We start from the raw sequence: 20,326 nt of genomic DNA, 5'->3' as shown, positions 1-20,326 counted from the left end.
ATGGGGGGCAGCTTTTTTATTTGAAGATAGGATATCAAACGTTGACGATAAATCGATATTTCTTGTCGAATCGTTGATATAAGTAGAGTTACGATAGATATATTCAAAAAATCTTTGAAATAATTTCATTCACCGTATTAAAATCACAAAAAAACAAAAAGGAGCACCACATAATCAAAAAGGGGGCTCCTTCATCGAAACTTTACTTCTTCTTATCTTTATCCAACACATTCTGTTCTTCAGCAAACTCCGTACCATATGCAAATCGGCGATTAATACGAATGCTATCGTTGTTATGTTGTGTGCGAGAATTAGAAAAGCGATGAACGATTACTTCAGATAATGTAAAGACAATAGCGGAAAGGAAACTGCCCCATGCGATTTGCATGTAGTTGTCTAATAAAATATTACCGAAAATCCAAACGCTTAAATACGTTAGTAAGAAATCTGTCATAATGGCACCAGTATTGCCAATTCGATTTAAAATAATTTTATCAACGAACATATAAGATACGATTGTTACAAAGAGACTGAAGGAAATAATTTGGACGAACGTTGCAGGGAAAAATAAAGCGAGTCCAATGCTAAAAGCGATGATACACGAAATAAATTTGATAAGTACTACAGTAAAATCATTCAATATTTACACCTCCGATTTATACATAGTTTTGCAATAAATTCGGGCGTTCATACATTGTAACTGATTTATTTAGATAAAACTTTTTCATGTTCGAATTTTTATCTAAATATTAAAAAAACAATAAAAAAATGTTATAGTAAAATGAGAGTATATGACATTTTTAGGTAAGGAGGGGATCTAGATGTGGATTACTTCAGAAGTAGAAATTCCAGATGAGTTAATCGATCACCTTGAACAAGGGAAGTTAGTATTATTCGTTGGAGCAGGAGTTTCTATGAAGGGGAAATCAAACTTACCGAATTTCGATGATTTAGTTGATGAAATTTCGAAAGCTTTATATGTCGAAAGGCGTGAGATGACAGAACCCCACGATTATTATCTCGGTAAAATTGCGAAAACGAAAGATGTACATCAAGTTGCAAGAGATCTAGTTCATATAGAAAAGTCAAAACCAAATCCGCTTCATTATGCAATTCCGAGGTTGTTTCCTTTAGATACAGAAGTCCGCATTGTAACGACAAATTTTGATCGACATTTTACAACTGTGATGAAAGAAATGAATAGAGAATTAAACGTTTATTACGCACCTGCTTTACCTACAGGTAGAGCGTTTAAAGGGCTGGCTTACATACATGGCAATATAGAACAGGAAAAAGAAGCTTTAATTTTAACAGATGGTGATTTTGGAAGGGCTTACTTAACAGAAGGATGGGCGAGACGATTTTTAGTTGATTTATTCTCAAATTACACCGTTTTATTCGTTGGATATAGCCATAATGACCCAGTAATGAAATATTTAGCAACTGGTTTACCACCAAGTACAAGGCGTTATGCATTTGTCGCACAAGGGGAAAATACGTACCACTGGGAACATTTAGGGATAAGACCGATTGTGTATCCGAATAAAGCAAATAATCATCAGTCCCTTGTCAAAGCGGTGAAACGTTGGGCGGAATTAATGGGGGATAATTATATTACGAAAAGAATGCGTATTCGTGATATTGTAACCGTACCTCCATCAGTAGAGCAGGAGCAATTATCCTATATAAAACAGTCAATAAAAAAAATTGAAACTGTTCGGTACTTCGTTGAATTTGCCCGTGATTATGAATGGGTCGAATGGCTTGAAGCAGAAGGGAAATTACAAAATTTATTTTTACTTACGCCAAACTATGATGAAGTAGATGAGTTACTTGCAGAATGGTTAGTAGAACAATTTCTTTTTAGTCATCAAAAAGAATTATTTCAATTGATTTTTAAAAATCATTCTAAAATATCTCCATTATTATGGAAAACGATTTGTAGCTACTTAAACGAAACGAAGATCAAGATGGACCCGTTGTTGTTTGCAAGGTGGACACTTCTTTTATTAGAAACAGCTGAAAAAGATAGTAGATCTATAGAAAAAATCTCTTACTTACTTCAAAAATGTTCTTTTCCTGAGCATAAAGAAATTGCTTTATTGTTACTCACGTTTATTTTGGACGGAAAACTTAAGTTGAAGCGTGAAAGAAAGTGGGGAAATGATACGCAAGAATCAATTGAACTCGAGGAATCGAGTCGTTTACCAGTGTCTACCTTTTCTCATGTGGAGCAAATTTGGAATGAGAAAATGAGACCGCATATCTCTTATTACGCTGTTCCAATTATGATGATGGGATTAGAGAAGATGCGAATATTGTCATTAAGACAAACAGCACTGAAAAAAAGAGATAAGGAAAATGTAGAGAAAGAGTTTCATCAAAATGACCTTGCATTTTTAATTCAAATTGTAAAAGAGTGTCTAACCTATTTGTGTGAAAACAATGAGAAAAAAGCGAATTATTATATTACAGAAATGATAGAAGCGAATAGTGTACTTCAAAAGCGAATTGCAATTGATGCGATGAATAAAAATATATTTGTTAGCGTAGATGACAAAATGAAATGGTTGTTACAGGAAGGATTTCTTTTAGATGTCACATATAAACACGAAGTTTTTCAACTTTTAAAAAATCATTACGCACATTCTTTAGAAAAAACAAAGGAAGAAGTCATTCAAACTGTAATGAAGCGTCTTGTAGAGGAGAGGGCATTTGATGTTTGTTTAGTCTTAGATGTATTATTCACTTATGATTCGAATAGTCCAGCTACAGCAAAAGGATATGAGTTAATGAAGCAAAAACATCCTCATTTCAATTCTGATCGATACAGTGTACAAAAGAAAGAGACTACAGAACAAAGCATTACTTGTAATGTAACTGCTGATGGATTATTGCAACTGAAAGACGATGAAATTATGAAGCAAGTTCGTCAATTTTCTCAAGACGGTCTTTTTGAACAACGCCATTTTTTAGAGATGTTATCGAAAGCATGTAAATTGAATACAGAATGGAGTATTTCATTTGCATACCAATTAGTAGGTGTACATGAAATAAGTAATGAAGTATGGTTCGTTTGTATAAGAGAGTGGCGAAATAACCGGGGACTGACAAATGAGCAAATCCCAAAAATTATTCCGCTATTGCAGAAATTTGTTAGAAATACCGCCTTTCATTGGCTAATTAGTAGTTTTCTATATGAAATTAGTAATCGATTAGAAGAGTTAGAGGAGAATAGTATACGGGTTGTAAAACGATTTGCTTTTTCAGTATTTCCTCAAGTTATGAAAAGCGATACAGATTTTAAGCTTGGAAAACAAGACTTTTACAATGAATCGATTCAGCATCCTGTCGGGAAAATGACAGCTGTATTATTAAAACTGTTATCATATGATCATTTATACGATCGTAATGTGTATGAATATTTATTTTTGTTTGAAGAACAAGTAAGAGTTAGTTCAGAACGGACAAACCTTATGTGTGCTCGTTTAATAGCAGATATTACATTTTTATATCATATTGAGAAGCAATGGTGCCGAAAATATATGTTACCGTACTTAGATTTAAAGAAGGAAAATGAAATTACGAAATATGCGTGGGCGGGCTTATGTTACACGCAAATAAATTTACCTTTATTTACAGAGATGAAGCGATTTATTAAGTATGCGGTAGAACATTTGGAAGTATTACATCCGCATACGAGGGAAGCTTTTTTGAAGTGGCTAAGCTTTGTATTTATTAAATGTGTACTGTATTGGGAGCAAAAAACAGATTGGTTATATCCTTTACTCATACAAGAAAATGAAGAAAATAAAATTAAGTTCATGCAGTATTTATGCTATTACGTCAAAACGCTAAGTGTAAAAGAACAACAAAAATTTTGGACAGCTTGGCTCAGTATATTTTTACGAGAACGACCAAAAATGGGCGAGATAAAAACGAGAGAATATGTAATGCTTTTACGCATTATTTTATACATGGATGAAATTTTAGAAAAAGGATTATGTATTATGTCTCGTACATTTTCGGGTGTAAATGGAAAATGTACGGGGGAGGAAATGAAGCAGTTATTTATCGAAATGCTTGATAAGAAAGAGAGTATGAAAGCGCATAAAAAAATGTTTGCAAACGTGTTTTTTATTTTACTGCAAACATGTCAGGAAGCCGATTTACTTGAAAATGAAATCATACAAATAAAAGAATTGTTAATCCAATATGAAGTAGAGGAATGTGTTTTACATTTACTTGAAAATGAAATAATCCGTATCGGAATTGTTATGGGGAATTTACAAGAGGAATCATAGGGCGAAAACGGAATTTTAAAAAATAAATAAAAAGTTGTTGACAGTGTTTTGAAAAGCGTTCTATAATACGAATCATACTTATTCAATTTCAAAAACATTTGAATAAACAAAGTGCAATGAAGAGATCACAGTAGTGGTTAGTCTTACTGTAACAGAGAGCTGGTGGTTGGTGTGAACCAGTACAGGGATAATCATGAATTACAGTCTTGGAGCATCTTTTTCGTAGTAAAGATAGTATTGTCTTTATGAAGAAAAAGCGGTCAAATGATCGTTAACAGTGAAGAGAGGTAGACGGAAAGTTAGTCTACAACTAGGGTGGTACCGCGATAAATATCGTCCCTACTGATTTATTCAGTAGGGACTTTTTGTATTTTAATGGTCCAACTTGAAAATAAAATATATATGCGTTGAAAGGAAAAGGAGTAGTTGTTGTTTCCCTGTAACAGAGAGCTGGTGGTTGGTGCGAACCAGTACAAAAACAAGAGCGAATTACAGTCCTGGAGCATCTTTTTCGTAGTAAAGATAGTATTGTCTTTATGAAGGGAAAGACGGTCAGATGATCGTTAACAATGAAGAGAGGTAGACGAAAGAAGTCTACAACTAGGGTGGTACCGCGATAAATATCGTCCCTACTGATTGGATCAGTAGGGCTTTTTTGTACAAAAAAAGTGATTTTTAACTAGTAGATAGTGTCTTTATGGTAATTATTAGTTTAAAATAAGAAGAGGTATCGATTCCACGAAGAATTTGTATAATTTATCAGTTCAGAAAATAGAGAATTTTACATTCTCTTACTATACTTTTAAAACATTAGAGGAGGATTTCCAAATGGCAAATCATGAATTAGATCAATTACGTAAACAGGTAGATGAAATTAACTTACAACTATTACACCTTTTAAACAAACGCGGTGAAATCGTTCAAAAAATTGGGGAGCAAAAACAAGTACAAGGTACGAAACGTTTTGATCCAGTACGTGAGCGTGAAGTGCTTGATATGATCGCAGAGCATAACGAAGGACCATTCGAAACGTCAACGGTTCAACATATTTTCAAAACGATTTTCAAAGCAAGCTTAGAATTACAAGAAGATGATAACCGTAAAGCATTACTAGTTTCACGTAAAAAGAAAAAAGAAAATACAATTGTTAATGTTAAAGGTGAATTGATTGGAAACGGAACACAAACGTTCATTATGGGACCTTGTGCGGTAGAAAGTTTAGAGCAAGTTCGCCAAGTAGGGCAAGCGATGAAAGACCAAGGCTTAAAATTAATGCGCGGTGGTGCTTTTAAACCGAGAACATCTCCATACGATTTCCAAGGTTTAGGAGTAGAAGGATTACAAATTTTACGCCAAGTAGCAGATGAATTCGACTTAGCGATTATTAGTGAAATTTTAAATCCGAATGATGTTGAAATGGCATTAGAATACGTTGATGTAATTCAAGTTGGCGCACGTAACATGCAAAACTTTGACTTACTACGAGCTGTAGGTAAAGTTAACAAGCCAGTATTATTAAAACGTGGATTAGCAGCAACAATTGATGAGTTCATTAACGCAGCGGAATACATTATTGCGCAAGGTAACGACCAAATTATTCTTTGTGAGCGCGGTATTCGCACATACGAAAGAGCGACACGTAACACATTAGATATTTCAGCAGTACCAATTTTAAAGAAAGAAACACATTTACCAGTTATCGTTGATGTGACGCATTCAACTGGACGTAGAGATCTATTATTACCAACAGCGAAAGCGGCACTTGCAATTGGAGCAGATGCAGTAATGGCTGAAGTTCATCCGGATCCAGCAGTTGCGTTATCAGATTCTGCACAACAAATGGATATTCCAGAATTCCATAGATTCATGGATGAGTTAAAAAGTTTCAAAAATAAATTGTCTTAATTCCATATCATATATGCGCTGAAGAGGAAACAGTAGTGCTTATCTCACTGTTAAAGAGAGCTGATGGCCGGTGTGAATCAGTACAAAGGTAAGCATGAATTACAGCCTTGGAGCATCTTTCCCGCCAACTTTTGAAGGGAAAGACGGTCAAACGATCGTTAAAGAAGAAGAGAGGTAGACGACAGTTGTCTACAACTAGGGTGGTACCGCGATAAACATCGTCCCTACTGAGCGCTCAGTAGGGACTTTTTTGTACAAAAAAATAGTAAAGGGGCAAGAGAAATGAGATACATTACAGCTGGAGAATCACATGGTCCGCAGTTAACAGTTATTTTAGAAGGTGTACCAGCAGGTTTAACACTCGCAGCGGAACATATTAATAAAGAATTGTTAAGAAGACAAAAAGGGCATGGACGCGGAAGACGCATGCAAATTGAAACAGATACAGTTGAAATTGTAAGTGGTGTACGTCACGGGATGACACTTGGCTCACCGATTACGTTAATCGTAAAAAATGATGATTTCAAACATTGGACGAAAGTAATGGGTGCAGACCCGATTTCGGAGCAAGAAAGTAAAGAAATGAAACGTACCATAACGAAACCACGTCCAGGACATGCGGATTTAAACGGAGCCATTAAATACGGCCATCGTGATATAAGAAACGTATTAGAGCGCTCTTCTGCAAGAGAAACGACAGTTCGTGTAGCTGCTGGTGCAGTTGCGAAGCAAATTTTGAAAGAGTTAGGTGTGGAAATTGCAGGGCATGTTCTTGAAATTGGCGGAGTAAAAGCGAAGCCTATTACTCACTTGCCGATAGAAGAAATTCAAACGATTACTGAAAACTCACCTGTTCGATGTTTAGATAAAGAAGTAGAACAAGAGATGATGGATGCGATTGATGATGCGAAAAGCAGCGGAGATTCAATCGGTGGTATTGTTGAAGTAATTGCAGAAGGTATGCCAATTGGAGTTGGTAGCTACGTTCATTACGACCGTAAATTAGATGCAAAACTTGCCGGTGCTATTATGAGTGTGAATGCATTTAAAGGTGCTGAAATCGGAATTGGTTTTGAAGCGGCAAGACAGCCGGGAAGTAAAGTGCACGATGAAATTATGTGGGATGAAGAAAAAGGATACACGAGAAAAACGAATAATGCGGGCGGTTTAGAAGGCGGTATGACAACAGGTATGCCAATTGTAGTAAGAGGTGTAATGAAGCCAATTCCTACATTATATAAACCGTTAGCAAGCGTAGATATTGATACGAAAGAAGCATTTCAAGCGAGTATTGAAAGATCTGATAGCTGTGCAGTACCAGCAGCAGGGGTTGTAGCTGAAGCTGTTATTGCGTGGGAACTTGCAGATGCACTAGTCGAACAATTTGGAAAAGATCGCATGGAATTACTAAAGCAAAACATTTCGCAACATAACAAATACGCAAAAGAATTTTAATGAAAAGGTGGATTTAACATGCAAGTAAAGGATCAATTATCGTCATTACAACCGTATAAACCAGGTAAATCACCAGAGCAAATGAAAGAAGTATACGGGAATCATTCATTTGTTAAGTTAGCATCAAACGAAAATCCATTTGGCTGTTCACCACGTGTTTTAGAAGAATTACAAAAGTCATGGTTGGAACATGCTTTATATCCTGACGGAGGTGCTACAACACTCCGTCAAACGATTGCAGAGAAATTACAAGTGCAAATGGAACAAGTGCTTTGTGGTAGTGGGCTCGATGAAGTCATTCAAATTATAAGCCGTGCAGTGCTCTGTAAAGGAGATAATATCGTAACTGCTGGCGCGACATTCCCTCAGTACCGTCATCATGCAATTATTGAAGGCTGTGAAGTGAAAGAAGTTCCTTTAAATAACGGTGTATATGATCTAGACGAAATTTCTTCAGCAGTTGATGAATATACAAAAATCGTATGGATTTGTAATCCGAATAATCCGACAGGCACATATATTGATGAGAAAAAATTGACTCAATTTATTGAGGGAGTTAGTGAAAAGACGTTACTTGTCATTGACGAAGCATACTATGAATACGTAACCGCGAAAGATTTCCCAGAGACGTTACCACTATTAGAAAAACATAAAAACCTTCTTATTTTAAGAACGTTTTCTAAAGCGTACGGTTTAGCATCATTTCGCGTTGGGTATGCGATTGGACAAGAAGAATTAATCGAGAAATTAAATGTCGTTCGTTTGCCGTTTAACGTGTCTTCATTAGCACAAAAAGCGGCAACGATTGCCTTTAGTGATGAAGCGTTTATTGAAGAAATCGTACGTGTTAACGAAGAGGGATTACAACAGTACGAAAGTTTTTGTACAGAAAATGAAATCCCGTTTTATCCGTCGCAAACGAACTTTATCTTCTTGCCAGTAGATGATGCTGGAGAAATTTATGAATCTTGCGCGCACGCTGGGTTTATTATTCGTTCGTTTCCAAATGGCGTCCGTATTACAATCGGAACTAGGGAACAAAATGAAGGAGTGATTTCAGTGTTAAAACAACACTTTGAAAATAAAAAAGGTAAGTCTCGAGATGAGGCAAATGTGTAAAAAGGTAGTATTAATCGGTACTGGATTAATAGGAGGCTCTCTTGCATTAGCGATTAAAAAAGAGCACGATGTAACGATTATCGGTTATGACATATTTAAAGAACAAGTAGAGCGCGCGAAAGAATTACATGTAGTTGACGAAGTAGCAGTAGATTTACAAAGAGCATGTGAAGAGGCAAATTTAATTATTTTTGCCTCTCCAGTTGAAGAAACGAAAAAGTTATTACACAAACTTGCATCATTCCATTTACGAGAAGATGTTATTGTTACCGATGTAGGAAGTACAAAAGGAACAATTATGAATGAAGCAGAAGCTTTATTATCAAAGGAAGTTTCTTTTATCGGCGGACATCCGATGGCAGGTTCTCATAAAACTGGCGTTGAAAGTGCAAAGGCGCATTTGTTTGAAAATGCATTTTACATTTTAACGCCAATGAATCACGTGCCAACTAATCAAGTAGACGAGCTTAAAGAATGGTTAAAAGGAACAGGCTCGCATTTTCTTGTTTTAAATACAAAAGAACACGATTATGTAACAGGAATTGTTAGCCATTTTCCCCATCTAATAGCAGCAGGATTAGTAAAACAAGTTGAGAAACATGCTGGGGATAATCCGCTTATTCATCAACTAGCGGCAGGCGGTTTTAAAGATATAACACGCATTGCATCAAGTAGTCCGAAAATGTGGAGTGATATCGTAAAGCAAAATCGCGGGCATTTATTGGAACTATTAGAAGAATGGATTTCAGAAATGGAAGAGCTATATAAGACGGTTTCTAAAGGAGATGCAGGAGAAATACAAAGCTATTTTGCTGACGCAAAAGAATACCGTGATTCTTTACCAGTACGAAAGAGGGGCGCAATTCCTGCCTATCACGACTTATACGTCGATGTTTTAGATAAAATAGGGGCTTTAGCTCATATTACGAGTATTTTAGCAGAAGAAGAAATTAGTATTACAAACTTGCAAATATTAGAAGCCCGCGAAGGATTACTTGGGGTGCTTAGAATTAGCTTCCAAAGAGAAGAAGATCGCATGAAGGCAAAGCTGGCGCTAGGAAAAGAAGAATACCAAACGTATGAAACAATTTAAAAAGAGGGTGAAAATGTGAAAGTAACTACAATACAACCTGTAACTAGCGGATTGAATGGCGCAATTACAATCCCAGGTGATAAATCAATTTCGCATCGCGCTGTCATGTTCGGTGCGATTGCAGAAGGGAAAACAACAATTAAAGGTTTCCTTCCTGGTGCGGATTGTTTAAGTACGATTTCTTGTTTTAAAGAAATGGGAGTAGAGATTACGCAAAATGAAGACGAAGTTACGGTAATTGGAAAAGGATTAGAAGGTTTGCAAGAACCAAAAGCTGTATTAGATGTTGGTAATTCTGGTACAACAATCCGATTAATGTCAGGAATACTTGCAAACACACCATTCTTTTCTTGTGTACAAGGCGATGAGTCTATTGCAAAAAGACCAATGAAACGTGTAACAGCTCCATTAAAGCAAATGGGTGCAAAAATTGATGGCCGAGAAGAGGGGACGTTTACGCCGCTCACAATACGCGGAGGAGATTTAAAAGCGCTCCAATATACTTCTCCTGTCGCAAGCGCGCAGGTGAAATCAGCTATTTTACTTGCAGGTCTTCGTGCAGAAGGCGTAACAGCTGTTACAGAACCTCACGTTTCGCGTGATCATACAGAAAGAATGCTTGAGGCGTTTGGTGTAAAGGTAACTCGCGTGGGGGAAACTGTAAAACTAGCAGGTGGACAAAAGTTAACAGCAACAAACGTTCAAGTGCCAGGTGACGTATCATCTGCGGCATTTTTCTTAGTAGCAGGTGCAATTATTCCAAATAGTAAACTACTATTACAAAATGTAGGAATGAATCCGACTCGTACAGGTATTATTGATGTTCTTGAGAAAATGGGGGCGACGTTTACTGTAGAGCCAATTAACGAAGGTGCATCAGAACCTGCTGCAAACATTACAATTGAAACATCTTCATTGAAAGGAATCGAAATCGGCGGGGATATTATTCCGAGATTAATCGATGAAATTCCAATAATCGCTTTAGCGGCAACGCAAGCAGAAGGAATTACAGTCATTAAAGATGCACACGAGCTAAAAGTGAAAGAAACGAATCGTATCGATACAGTCGTTGCGGAACTAACGAAACTAGGAGCTCGCATTGAAGCGACCGACGATGGAATGATTATTTACGGTAAATGTAAGCTAAAAGGAAATACAGTACATAGTCACGGTGATCATCGTATTGGAATGATGCTTGCGATTGCTGGCTGCATTGCTGAAGGAGAAACAACAATTGAAGATGCAGAAGCAGTAGGTGTATCGTATCCTACATTTTTTGAAGAGCTTCAAACGTTAGCTAAATAAATTGATGAGAGGCAGATGCGTAATGTATCTGCTTTTTTATATAAGATAGGTGTCGATATACTTTGTCGAAGCGTCGGTATAATTTCATTCACCGCAATGGAATGTTAAGAATTATGGTACAATTCAAACAAAGGATGGAGGAGAAATATATGAACGTTATACAACTAAAAGAAGATAAATTCAGAGAAGCGTTAGCTTTATCAGAATACGCTTTTCAATATAAAGTAAATGAGGAACGATTGCAGCAGCAACTTACTCGAATGAAAGAAAGCCATCAAATATACGGTATCATGGAAGGTGAAGAGTTAGCGGCAAAGTTACACTTAATTCCTTTTCATATTTACATAGGAAAAGAAAAGTTTAAAATGGGCGGCGTTGCGGGGGTAGCGACGTATCCGGAATATAGAAGAAGTGGATATGTAAAAGAGTTACTTCAGCATTCACTGCAAACTATGAAAAGAGATGGATATAGTGTATCGATGTTACATCCATTTGCCGTTTCATTTTATCGTAAATACGGCTGGGAACTTTGTGCGAATCGAATCGTATGTCAGATGACAAAGAGCGATTTAATAATTAAAAAACAAGTGAATGGTACAGTGAAACGTTTTAGTAAAGATAATCATCCAGAAGAAGTAGAGAATCTATATGAAACATTTGCAGAACGATTTTCTGGTATGTTAGTTCGCGGACGTAAATGGTGGCTACAAGCGGTGTATCATGATTTAACATTGGCAGTTTACTATGATGAAAATAAAACGGCGGCTGGTTACATTTTATACAAAATAGAGAATTCTAAAATGAAAGTAGAAGAATTTGTCCCATTACATAATGAAGCAAGAATTGGTCTTTGGAACTTCATTTGCCAACATGATTCTATGATTAAAGATCTAGAAATGATACTAAGTGAGACAGAACCACTTCTTTACACATTACAAGAACCACGAGTAAAAGCAGAAGTAACTCCATATTTCATGGGAAGAATTGTAGATGTAGAACAGTTTTTCAAACAATATGAATGGAATAGGAGCAACGAAGAGCAAGAAGTGATTTTACATATTACAGATTCATTTGCACCGTGGAATAACGTAACGGTTCAACTTATAAATAATGAAATAAAAATCATTAAAGAAGAAACAGCAAAAGAAAAAGGGATTCAAATGGATATTAATGCGTTATCTACTATTATATTTGGTTATAAACGTCCGTTAGAATTAAATGAATTAGAGTTAATAAGCGGAAACGAAGAGGAGATACGTGCATTTGAGAATTTAGTGCCTGTGCGTAAGCCATTTATTTATGATTTCTTTTGATGTTTAAAGAAATTATTTTGTACCCAATACAATGATGTAAGATATACCTTTAGTTTGTTAAATATGTTATAGTAATTGAAGTATGTATATAAAAGTATCGAAATTGGAGGAAACACATGATTACAGTAAGTAACGTTAGTTTGCGTTTCGCAGATCGCAAATTGTTTGAAGATGTTAACATAAAATTCACGCCAGGTAATTGCTACGGTTTAATCGGAGCAAACGGTGCTGGTAAATCAACATTTCTAAAGATTTTATCTGGAGAAGTTGACCAATCAACAGGTGACATACATATTACGCCAGGTGAGCGTCTAGCTGTATTAAAACAGAATCACTTCGAATATGAAGAGTTCCCTGCACTAGAAACAGTAATGATGGGTCACACACGTCTTTATAAAGTAATGCAAGAGAAAAATGCAATTTACATGAAAGAAGACTTTAGTGATGAAGATGGCATGCGTGCTGCAGAACTTGAAGGTGAGTTCGCTGAGCTAAACGGTTGGGAAGCAGAGTCTGAAGCAGCAATCCTTCTAAAAGGATTGGGCATCGGTGAAGATATTCATGATAAAAAGATGTCTGAATTAACAGGGGCAGAGAAAGTAAAAGTATTACTTGCTCAAGCTTTATTCGGTCAACCTGACATTCTATTACTAGATGAGCCTACCAACCACTTGGACTTAAAAGCGATCCAATGGTTAGAAAACTTCTTAATGAACTTTGAAAATACAGTTATCGTTGTATCCCATGACCGTCACTTCTTAAATAAAGTATGTACGCACATGGCTGACCTTGATTTCGGTAAAATTCAATTATACGTTGGTAACTATGACTTCTGGTATGAATCAAGCCAATTAGCATTAAAACTAACGCAAGATTCTAACAAGAAAAAAGAAGAAAAAGTAAAAGAGTTACAAAACTTTATTGCACGCTTTAGCTCAAATGCATCTAAAGCGAAACAGGCAACTTCTCGTAAAAAATTGTTAGATAAAATTACATTAGATGATATTAGACCATCATCACGTCGTTATCCGTTCGTTGGTTTCACACCAGAACGTGAAGTAGGGAATGACCTATTAACAGTTGAAGGTATTTCGAAAACGATTGATGGCGAAAAAATATTAGATAATGTGTACTTCACTTTAAATAAAGGTGATAAAGTTGCATTTATCGGACGTAACGATATTGCGATGACAACATTATTTAAAATTCTTATGGGTGAAATGGAGCCAGATAGCGGTTCATTCAAATGGGGTGTAACAACATCTCAAGCTCATTTCCCAAGAGATAACTCTGAGTACTTCGAGAACAGTGATTACACTTTAATTGATTGGTTACGTCAGTTCTCTCCACAAGATGAATCAGAAAGTTTCTTACGTGGTTTCTTAGGCCGTATGCTATTCTCTGGTGAAGAAGTAAAGAAAAACGTTTCTGTTTTATCTGGAGGAGAAAAAGTTCGTTGTATGTTATCTAAAATGATGTTAAGCGGAGCAAACGTATTAACACTTGATGATCCGACGAACCATTTAGACCTTGAGTCTATTACAGCATTAAACAACGGTTTAATCACATTTAAAGGAACATTACTATTCACTTCTCATGACCATCAGTTCGTACAAACAATTGCAAACCGTATTATCGAAGTAACGCCAAACGGTGTAGTTGATAAGGTAGCAACGTATGATGAGTTCTTAGAAAGTGAAGAACTTCAAAAACAAGTTGATGCAATGTACAAAGGTCAATAATAAATGATGAAAAGGAGCTGTCTCATAAGTCGAGTTTTCGACTGTGTGACAGCTCTTTTTTTTCATTTACTGAAAGGAAAATATTAATTTTGTTTTTATATAAAACGAATAATTATTCAACAATAATATTAATGATAGCAAGAAACTTTTGAAGTAGGGATAAACCTTGAAATGATAATAAACTGTTTTTTATAGTGAATTTTAGTACATTACATTAATGTTCCAAAATTGGAGATAGATATGTTTGCGGATTAATGAATAAAGGTTTATAGTGGGTAATGTTCTAATTAGCGGATGAATTTAGGGGAGAACTTAATGTAAGAAAACAGGAAATGTTACAAATGTATTTTGTTAAATAGAAACCAAGGTCAAAATATTTAAAAAGAAATAGTTGAATAAATAAAAGCTACAAATTATAATTACTAATATTCTTCATATAGTTAAACAAATAAAATCTATTTGAAGAAGAAAAATTGAATAGAGAGACAGACTTATACAAAATAAGCCTTGGATGATCAAAAGAGGTGGAGAGATGCAACAATTTTTATTAAAGAGTAAACGAGTATTAAGTAATCATTTTGGATTTTTCGTATTTGCCGTTATTTTACTTTGGTTAAAAACATATGCAGCATATGTGACAGAATTTAATTTAGGGATATCGAACACAATCCAAAAGTTCTTACTGTTTTTCAACCCGTTAAGCTCCGCAGTTCTATTTTTAGGACTCGCATTATTCGCAAAAGGGAAACGAGCTTACATTTGGTTAATCATTATTAATTTGCTAATGTCTATACTTTTATACGCAAACGTAGTATATTATCGCTTTTTCAGCGACTTTATTACGTTCCCGACATTAACACAATCGAATAACTTTGGAGATTTAGGCGGTAGTATTTTTGCATTGCTACACTTATATGATCCACTATATTTCTTAGATACAATCATTTTAATTGTTTTAGTCGCAACGAAATTTGTAAATCCTAAGCCAATCCGTGTTGCGAAGCATAAAATATCTCTAGTATTTGTAGCAGGTATTTTACTCTTTAGTATTAACCTAGGTCTTGCAGAATCTGACCGTCCTGAATTATTAACAAGAACATTTGATCGCAATTATATCGTGAAATATTTAGGGGCGTACAACTTTACGATTTATGATGGTATTCAAAGTGCGAAAGCATCAACAGAACGAGCATTAGCTGATGGAGATAATATGACAGAAGTTAGAAACTATCTTACATCAACTTATGCAAGTCCAAATCCTGAGTATTTTGGTAAAGGAAAAGGAATGAACGTAATTTATATTCATTTAGAGTCATTCCAAAACTTTTTACTAAACTACAAGCTAAATGGCCAAGAGGTTACACCATTCTTAAACTCATTTACAAAAGATGCGAATACGTTATACTTTGATAACTTCTTCCATCAAACAGGACAAGGTAAAACATCTGATGCGGAGTTCATGTTAGAGAACGCAATGTTTGGATTACCACAAGGATCTGTATTTACAAATAAAGCTCATAACACGTATCAATCAGCACCAGCTATTTTAGGCCAACAAGGATACACATCAGCAGTGTTCCACGGTAACTACAAAACATTCTGGAACCGTGATGAAATTTATAAATCATTTGGTTTTAATAAATTCTTTGATGCGTCATACTATGATATGAATGAAAAAGATGTAGTAAACTATGGCTTAAAAGATAAACCGTTCTTTAATGAATCAATTCCGTTATTACAAACGTTGAAACAACCGTTCTATACGAAATTCATTACGTTATCGAACCATTTCCCTTATCCAATTGATAAAGCGGAAGCAACGATTGAACCAGCTAAAACAGGTGATTCATCAGTAGATACGTACTTCCAAACAGCACGCTATTTAGATGAATCTGTAAAAGGATTCATGGATTACTTGAAACAATCTGGTTTATACGATAACTCAATTATCGTTATGTACGGTGACCATTACGGTATTTCAGATAATCATAGTGCAGCAATGTCTCAAATAATGGGTAAAGAAATGAACTCATTTGAAAATGCTCAATTACAACGTGTACCTTTAATCATTCGCGTACCAGGAATGGAAGGCGGCGTACAACATCAATACGGCGGAGAAATTGACGTTCTTCCAACGTTATTACACTTACTAGGTACAGATACGAAAAATTATGTCCAATTCGGATCAGATTTATTATCACCAGAGCATAAACAAGTCGTTCCGTTCCGTAACGGTAACTACGTAAGCCCAACAGTTACAGCACTTAACGGCAAATACTATGATACAGCGACTGGGAAACCTGTAGAATTTACAGATGAAATAAAACAAAATGAACAAATGGTTCAAAAATCACTAAAATACTCCGACCAAGTTGTTAACGGTGATTTATTACGATTCTACACACCAGAAGGATTTACACCAGTAGATAGTTCTAAATATAACTATAACAATCGTGATAACAATAAAACGAAGGTGAAGACGACTGAGGACGGGGAAACAAAATAAATAATAAAAAATCCTACTCGTATGGAATACGGGTAGGATTTTTTATTTTAAGATTTACTTTCGGATTTTTGGAGTGCTACTTTTTTAGGCATGAAACATGCAAATATTAGTGCTACAAAAGATAAGACTAACATAAATGCGTAGGCATCACTTGAGCTGAAGATAGAAGATAATTTCTTTACTTGCATAACTGAAATGTTTCCATTTTCACTAGATAACTGCGAAGCATGTGAAGTTGATTGAATTGTGTATACCGTGATAATAACTGCTGTTCCAATAGCACCTGCTAATTGACGTACGGTATTATTCACTGCGGAACCATGTGAACCCAGTTCTCTTGGTAAAGCGTTTAAACCTGCTGTATTTAAAGGCATCGAAATGAAACTTAGTCCAATGCGTAGAATAATGGTACGAACCATTAAATACATATAAGTGGTGGATTCGGTCAAATCAATTACACCCCACATCGATATAATGATACATATTAAACCTGTAATAAAGAGTGGCTTCGCCCCATATTTATCAAACATTTTACCTGTGATAGGTGATAAGAATGCATTAATTACAGCGCCAGGTAATAGAAGTAAACCTGATTCAGATGCAGTGAAACCTCGTCCATTTTGCAAGTAAATCGGTAAAAGAATTAAATCAGCATACATAATCATTGTAATGAGTACGTTAATGACTGATGTAAGGGTGAAAATTTTATATTTAAATACGGATAAATTTAATAGTGGATCGCTAGACTTTATTTGACGTAAACAGAATAGAGTTGTAACGATTATTCCAATGATAATTGTAGTAATAACAACTGGATGATCCCATCCTTTACTTCCTGCACTACTAAATCCAAATATAATACAACCAAAGCCAATCGTTGATAAAATGACACTTACAATATCTAATTTTACTTTTGTTGTCTCAGCAACATTCATTAAATATTTTAGCGCGAGAATAATAACGATTAATACAAATGGAGCTAATCCAATAAATAACCATCTCCATGATACATATTCAATGATAAATCCAGATAATGTTGGAGCGATGGCTGGCGCGAAAATTATGGCGAAGCCGATGGTTCCCATAATACTGCCACGCTTTTCACTAGGGTATAAATATAAAATAACTGTCATCATTAGTGGCATAATAATTCCTGCTCCAACTGCTTGAATCATTCTTCCTGTTAACAAAATGCCAAAATTCATGGCGCATGCACAAAGAACGGTCCCAATAAACAAGGAGAGCATTGAGCTAATGAATAGCTGCCTTGTAGTAAATCGTTTCATTAAAAATGCAGTAATTGGCACGAGAACGCCATTTATGAGCATAAAGCCTGTTGATAGCCATTGCACTGTTGCAGCCGTAACATCAAATACCGCCATTAAATTACTCATCGCTACATTTAATAGCGTCTGATTTAATGTTGATAAAAAACAGCCGGCAATAAGGACAACTAATATAATTTTTTTATTTCTTGCCGAAAATTCCTTTTGCATTGGTAAACTCCTTCATTGTTGTCTTGATTTATCGACAACGTGTCGATAAAATTAATGGTAACAAAATAAATTTTCTTTGACCATGAACAGTTTTGTTGAAAATGTTCACTACTCGACATATAAGGTATGCACTGTCGAGTAAGTAAAGAGAAAATCTATAAAGGAGTTTCAAAATGTCTACACCTAAAAAAGAAGATCCTCGTACAGTTCGTTCAAGAGAAATGTTTAAAAATGCTGTTTTTTCTCTTTTATGTGAGAATCCTAGTATTTCAAGCTTAACGGTTCAGAAAGTCGCAACAAAAGCAGGATTAAATCGGACAACATTTTACTTACATTATCAAGATATTCAAGATTTACTAGACCAAATCACAAATGAGATTTTAAATGAGCTTTCTAATAAAATTGTTGATTTAATACATGCAAAAGATTTATCAGAAAAACAAAAGCTAACACAATTACTTGATTATTTATATATCCACCGAAATTATTTATTTATATTATTTAAAATGAATCAATTTGAGGAGCAATTATTTTTATTTTTAAAAGAGTTAATAGAAACGAGAAGGGAGAATACAAAAAAGGATTTACCAGACGATTATGTTGCGGTTGATATTAAAACAGCTTCATTGGTAGGTATTATCATGTGGTGGATAAGGAATGGACTTCACTTTAGTTCAGATTATATTGCAAATCAAATTTATTTCATGTACAAAGGGTAATGATTTTAAGGATCGGAATTAATACAATTTTATAAAACGAAAGATTCCAAGAAAGAAGGAGATATTCATGAATTTTAAAAATGAAAAAGTATCATTACATTTAGAGGTTGTGAAATACCAATTTAAAGATGAGAAAGACGAGTGTGATAGAAACTGGTTAATAGTAAAGGCGAAAATGTTGGAAGAAAATAAAGTTTTTAAAACGATGGATCCTTTTTTACAAACTTATGACTTGCAGTACATGATAAAATGGTTTGAATCTTTACCAAACCCTACATATAATGAACTAGATTTCATAGAACCAAATTTGGCGTTTGAATATGTCGGAGAAAATGAAGGGGAGTTTCACATTGTTATTCGCTTATCGCAAGAACTTAATCCTGCATGGTGTAAGGAAGAGGAGTACGAATTTTCTATCAGTATAACTCAAGATGATAGAGAGAATATTATTCGTGCTATTGAAGAGCAGCAAAAGAAATTCCCAAAACGATAAAAAAAGACTTGATAACCTACAAGAGGAAATCAAGTCTTTTTATTACATACGATTATCATGCCAGAAGTTTAATGGGAAGTGTTCGTTCTCATTATAGCTTTCTAATTCATATCCTCTTTCTTTCAGCCCTTTAATAATTCCAGGTACTGCTTTTACTGATTGTGGATGAATATCGTGCATAAGGATAACTTCTGTTGGGTTTGTAGCACCATGTAGAACGTTTTCTACGATTTTAGCAGATGCAGCGTCTACTGGCATTTTGTTGTATTTCCAGTCTAATGAATCAATTGTCCAGTCCCAAACTTTTAAACCATTTTCGACAACTTTGTTGCGAAGGGCTTCATTTAATCCTGGCATTGAGCCGTAAGCTGGACGAGTTAATACTGGTGATTTCCCTAGAACGCCAGCGATTAAGCCTTGGTCTTCTTTCATTTCATCAACGTAATGACCTTCTGTGTAAAGCTTCTTGTAGTTATGAGTCATACTGTGCATCCCAACATAGTGGCCTTCAGCATTTTCACGTTTTACAAGGTCAGGGAAAGCTTTCACGTTTGAACCAATTAGGAAGAATGTTGCTTTTGCATTTTCACTTTTTAACATATCTAAAAGCTCAGCTGTGTATTTTCCAGGACCATCGTCAAATGTTAAGTAAGCGACTTTTCTAACTTGCCCGTTATAGTGCTTTGGAGCTTCTTTCGGAGCAAGGGACGTTTGAATTTCACTTACAAGTTGAACAGATTTAGCCTCATCCTCTGTACTTGCTAGAGCGATATGTGTTGATCCGTAAGCAGCTTCGTATGTAAATAATACCCCAGCGCAAATCAACAGAGCCCTTTTCACTAAAGTTGTCATCCGAATTCCATTGTGCATAATTTT

General features: G+C 35.3%; 14 protein-coding genes and 3 other annotated features. Of the genes, 11 read left to right on the top strand and 3 right to left on the bottom strand.

Going from position 1 to position 20,326, the window contains the following annotated elements; all coding sequences use genetic code 11:
• Positions 1-202: 202 nt before the first annotated feature.
• Positions 203-640, bottom strand: a complete 438-nt coding sequence (locus FT637_RS12445; RefSeq protein ID WP_193646560.1) for a YndM family protein — start codon at positions 638-640, stop codon at positions 203-205.
• A gap of 181 nt (positions 641-821) precedes the next feature.
• On the opposite strand from FT637_RS12445, the gene FT637_RS12440 reads away from it, so the two are divergent.
• The 9 genes from FT637_RS12440 to FT637_RS12400 all read left to right on the top strand — a co-directional run bounded on the left by FT637_RS12440 (position 822) and on the right by FT637_RS12400 (position 16,742).
• The gene (locus FT637_RS12440) at positions 822-4,304 is read left to right on the top strand and encodes a DUF4020 domain-containing protein (protein ID WP_193646559.1); all 3,483 of its coding nucleotides are present in this window, start codon (positions 822-824) and stop codon (positions 4,302-4,304) included.
• Positions 4,305-4,411: 107 nt separating this feature from the next.
• Positions 4,412-4,648: a binding site (T-box leader), on the top strand.
• Between the two features lie 54 nt (positions 4,649-4,702).
• Positions 4,703-4,938, top strand: a binding site (T-box leader).
• Between the two features lie 194 nt (positions 4,939-5,132).
• Complete coding sequence (locus tag FT637_RS12435; RefSeq protein ID WP_193646558.1) at positions 5,133-6,209, top strand: bifunctional 3-deoxy-7-phosphoheptulonate synthase/chorismate mutase; 1,077 nt, start codon at positions 5,133-5,135, stop codon at positions 6,207-6,209.
• Positions 6,210-6,218: 9 nt separating this feature from the next.
• Positions 6,219-6,438: a binding site (T-box leader), on the top strand.
• A 53-nt stretch (positions 6,439-6,491) separates the two neighbouring features.
• The gene (aroC, locus tag FT637_RS12430; RefSeq protein WP_193646557.1) at positions 6,492-7,664 is read left to right on the top strand and encodes a chorismate synthase; all 1,173 of its coding nucleotides are present in this window, start codon (positions 6,492-6,494) and stop codon (positions 7,662-7,664) included.
• 18 nt (positions 7,665-7,682) lie between these two features.
• Positions 7,683-8,783 carry a histidinol-phosphate transaminase gene (hisC, locus tag FT637_RS12425; protein ID WP_193646556.1) on the top strand — a complete coding sequence of 367 codons (1,101 nt, stop codon included), beginning with the start codon at positions 7,683-7,685 and terminating at the stop codon, positions 8,781-8,783.
• Positions 8,776-9,876, top strand: a complete 1,101-nt coding sequence (gene tyrA / locus FT637_RS12420; protein ID WP_193646714.1) for a prephenate dehydrogenase — start codon at positions 8,776-8,778, stop codon at positions 9,874-9,876. Before hisC ends, tyrA begins: the two co-directional genes overlap by 8 nt.
• Positions 9,877-9,891: 15 nt before the next feature.
• On the top strand, positions 9,892-11,181 hold the full coding sequence (gene aroA / locus FT637_RS12415) for a 3-phosphoshikimate 1-carboxyvinyltransferase (RefSeq protein ID WP_193646555.1): 1,290 nt from the start codon (positions 9,892-9,894) through the stop codon (positions 11,179-11,181).
• A gap of 149 nt (positions 11,182-11,330) precedes the next feature.
• Complete coding sequence (eis, locus tag FT637_RS12410; protein ID WP_193646554.1) at positions 11,331-12,494, top strand: enhanced intracellular survival protein Eis; 1,164 nt, start codon at positions 11,331-11,333, stop codon at positions 12,492-12,494.
• Positions 12,495-12,610: 116 nt separating this feature from the next.
• Positions 12,611-14,236: an ABC-F family ATP-binding cassette domain-containing protein gene (locus FT637_RS12405; protein WP_193646553.1), complete on the top strand. Its 1,626-nt coding sequence runs from the start codon at positions 12,611-12,613 to the stop codon at positions 14,234-14,236.
• A gap of 532 nt (positions 14,237-14,768) precedes the next feature.
• Positions 14,769-16,742 carry an LTA synthase family protein gene (locus tag FT637_RS12400; protein WP_193646552.1) on the top strand — a complete coding sequence of 658 codons (1,974 nt, stop codon included), beginning with the start codon at positions 14,769-14,771 and terminating at the stop codon, positions 16,740-16,742.
• Between the two features lie 47 nt (positions 16,743-16,789).
• Here FT637_RS12400 and FT637_RS12395 read toward each other — a convergent pair whose 3' ends face one another.
• The gene (locus FT637_RS12395; RefSeq protein ID WP_193646551.1) at positions 16,790-18,238 is read right to left on the bottom strand and encodes a DHA2 family efflux MFS transporter permease subunit; all 1,449 of its coding nucleotides are present in this window, start codon (positions 18,236-18,238) and stop codon (positions 16,790-16,792) included.
• A 173-nt stretch (positions 18,239-18,411) separates the two neighbouring features.
• Between FT637_RS12395 and FT637_RS12390 the strand changes: the two genes are divergently transcribed.
• The gene (locus tag FT637_RS12390; protein ID WP_193646550.1) at positions 18,412-18,957 is read left to right on the top strand and encodes a TetR/AcrR family transcriptional regulator; all 546 of its coding nucleotides are present in this window, start codon (positions 18,412-18,414) and stop codon (positions 18,955-18,957) included.
• Positions 18,958-19,024: 67 nt separating this feature from the next.
• Positions 19,025-19,450: a PadR family transcriptional regulator gene (locus FT637_RS12385; protein ID WP_193646549.1), complete on the top strand. Its 426-nt coding sequence runs from the start codon at positions 19,025-19,027 to the stop codon at positions 19,448-19,450.
• Between the two features lie 42 nt (positions 19,451-19,492).
• On the opposite strand, the gene FT637_RS12380 is transcribed toward FT637_RS12385, so the two are convergent.
• Complete coding sequence (locus FT637_RS12380; protein WP_002147180.1) at positions 19,493-20,320, bottom strand: peptidoglycan-N-acetylglucosamine deacetylase; 828 nt, start codon at positions 20,318-20,320, stop codon at positions 19,493-19,495.
• Positions 20,321-20,326: the final 6 nt, after the last annotated feature.

Origin of the sequence: Bacillus cereus, assembly GCF_015071065.1 — a bacterium.
GTDB classification, from domain to species: Bacteria; Bacillota; Bacilli; order Bacillales; family Bacillaceae_G; genus Bacillus_A; species Bacillus_A cereus_BA.
The sequence above is the reverse complement of the archived record's forward strand: the minus strand, read 5'-3'. Positions and strand labels throughout refer to the sequence as shown.

What these genes read in the sequence shown, in the direction of transcription:
- FT637_RS12380 (WP_002147180.1), bottom strand. Translation starts at nt 20,320, where the DNA reads ATGCACAATGGAATTCGGATGACAACTTTAGTGAAAAGGGCTCTGTTG.
- FT637_RS12385 (WP_193646549.1), top strand. Translation starts at nt 19,025, where the DNA reads ATGAATTTTAAAAATGAAAAAGTATCATTACATTTAGAGGTTGTGAAA.
- hisC (WP_193646556.1), top strand. Translation starts at nt 7,683, where the DNA reads ATGCAAGTAAAGGATCAATTATCGTCATTACAACCGTATAAACCAGGT.
- FT637_RS12390 (WP_193646550.1), top strand. Translation starts at nt 18,412, where the DNA reads ATGTCTACACCTAAAAAAGAAGATCCTCGTACAGTTCGTTCAAGAGAA.
- FT637_RS12395 (WP_193646551.1), bottom strand. Translation starts at nt 18,238, where the DNA reads ATGCAAAAGGAATTTTCGGCAAGAAATAAAAAAATTATATTAGTTGTC.
- FT637_RS12435 (WP_193646558.1), top strand. Translation starts at nt 5,133, where the DNA reads ATGGCAAATCATGAATTAGATCAATTACGTAAACAGGTAGATGAAATT.
- aroC (WP_193646557.1), top strand. Translation starts at nt 6,492, where the DNA reads ATGAGATACATTACAGCTGGAGAATCACATGGTCCGCAGTTAACAGTT.
- FT637_RS12400 (WP_193646552.1), top strand. Translation starts at nt 14,769, where the DNA reads ATGCAACAATTTTTATTAAAGAGTAAACGAGTATTAAGTAATCATTTT.
- FT637_RS12440 (WP_193646559.1), top strand. Translation starts at nt 822, where the DNA reads ATGTGGATTACTTCAGAAGTAGAAATTCCAGATGAGTTAATCGATCAC.
- FT637_RS12405 (WP_193646553.1), top strand. Translation starts at nt 12,611, where the DNA reads ATGATTACAGTAAGTAACGTTAGTTTGCGTTTCGCAGATCGCAAATTG.
- eis (WP_193646554.1), top strand. Translation starts at nt 11,331, where the DNA reads ATGAACGTTATACAACTAAAAGAAGATAAATTCAGAGAAGCGTTAGCT.
- tyrA (WP_193646714.1), top strand. Translation starts at nt 8,776, where the DNA reads ATGTGTAAAAAGGTAGTATTAATCGGTACTGGATTAATAGGAGGCTCT.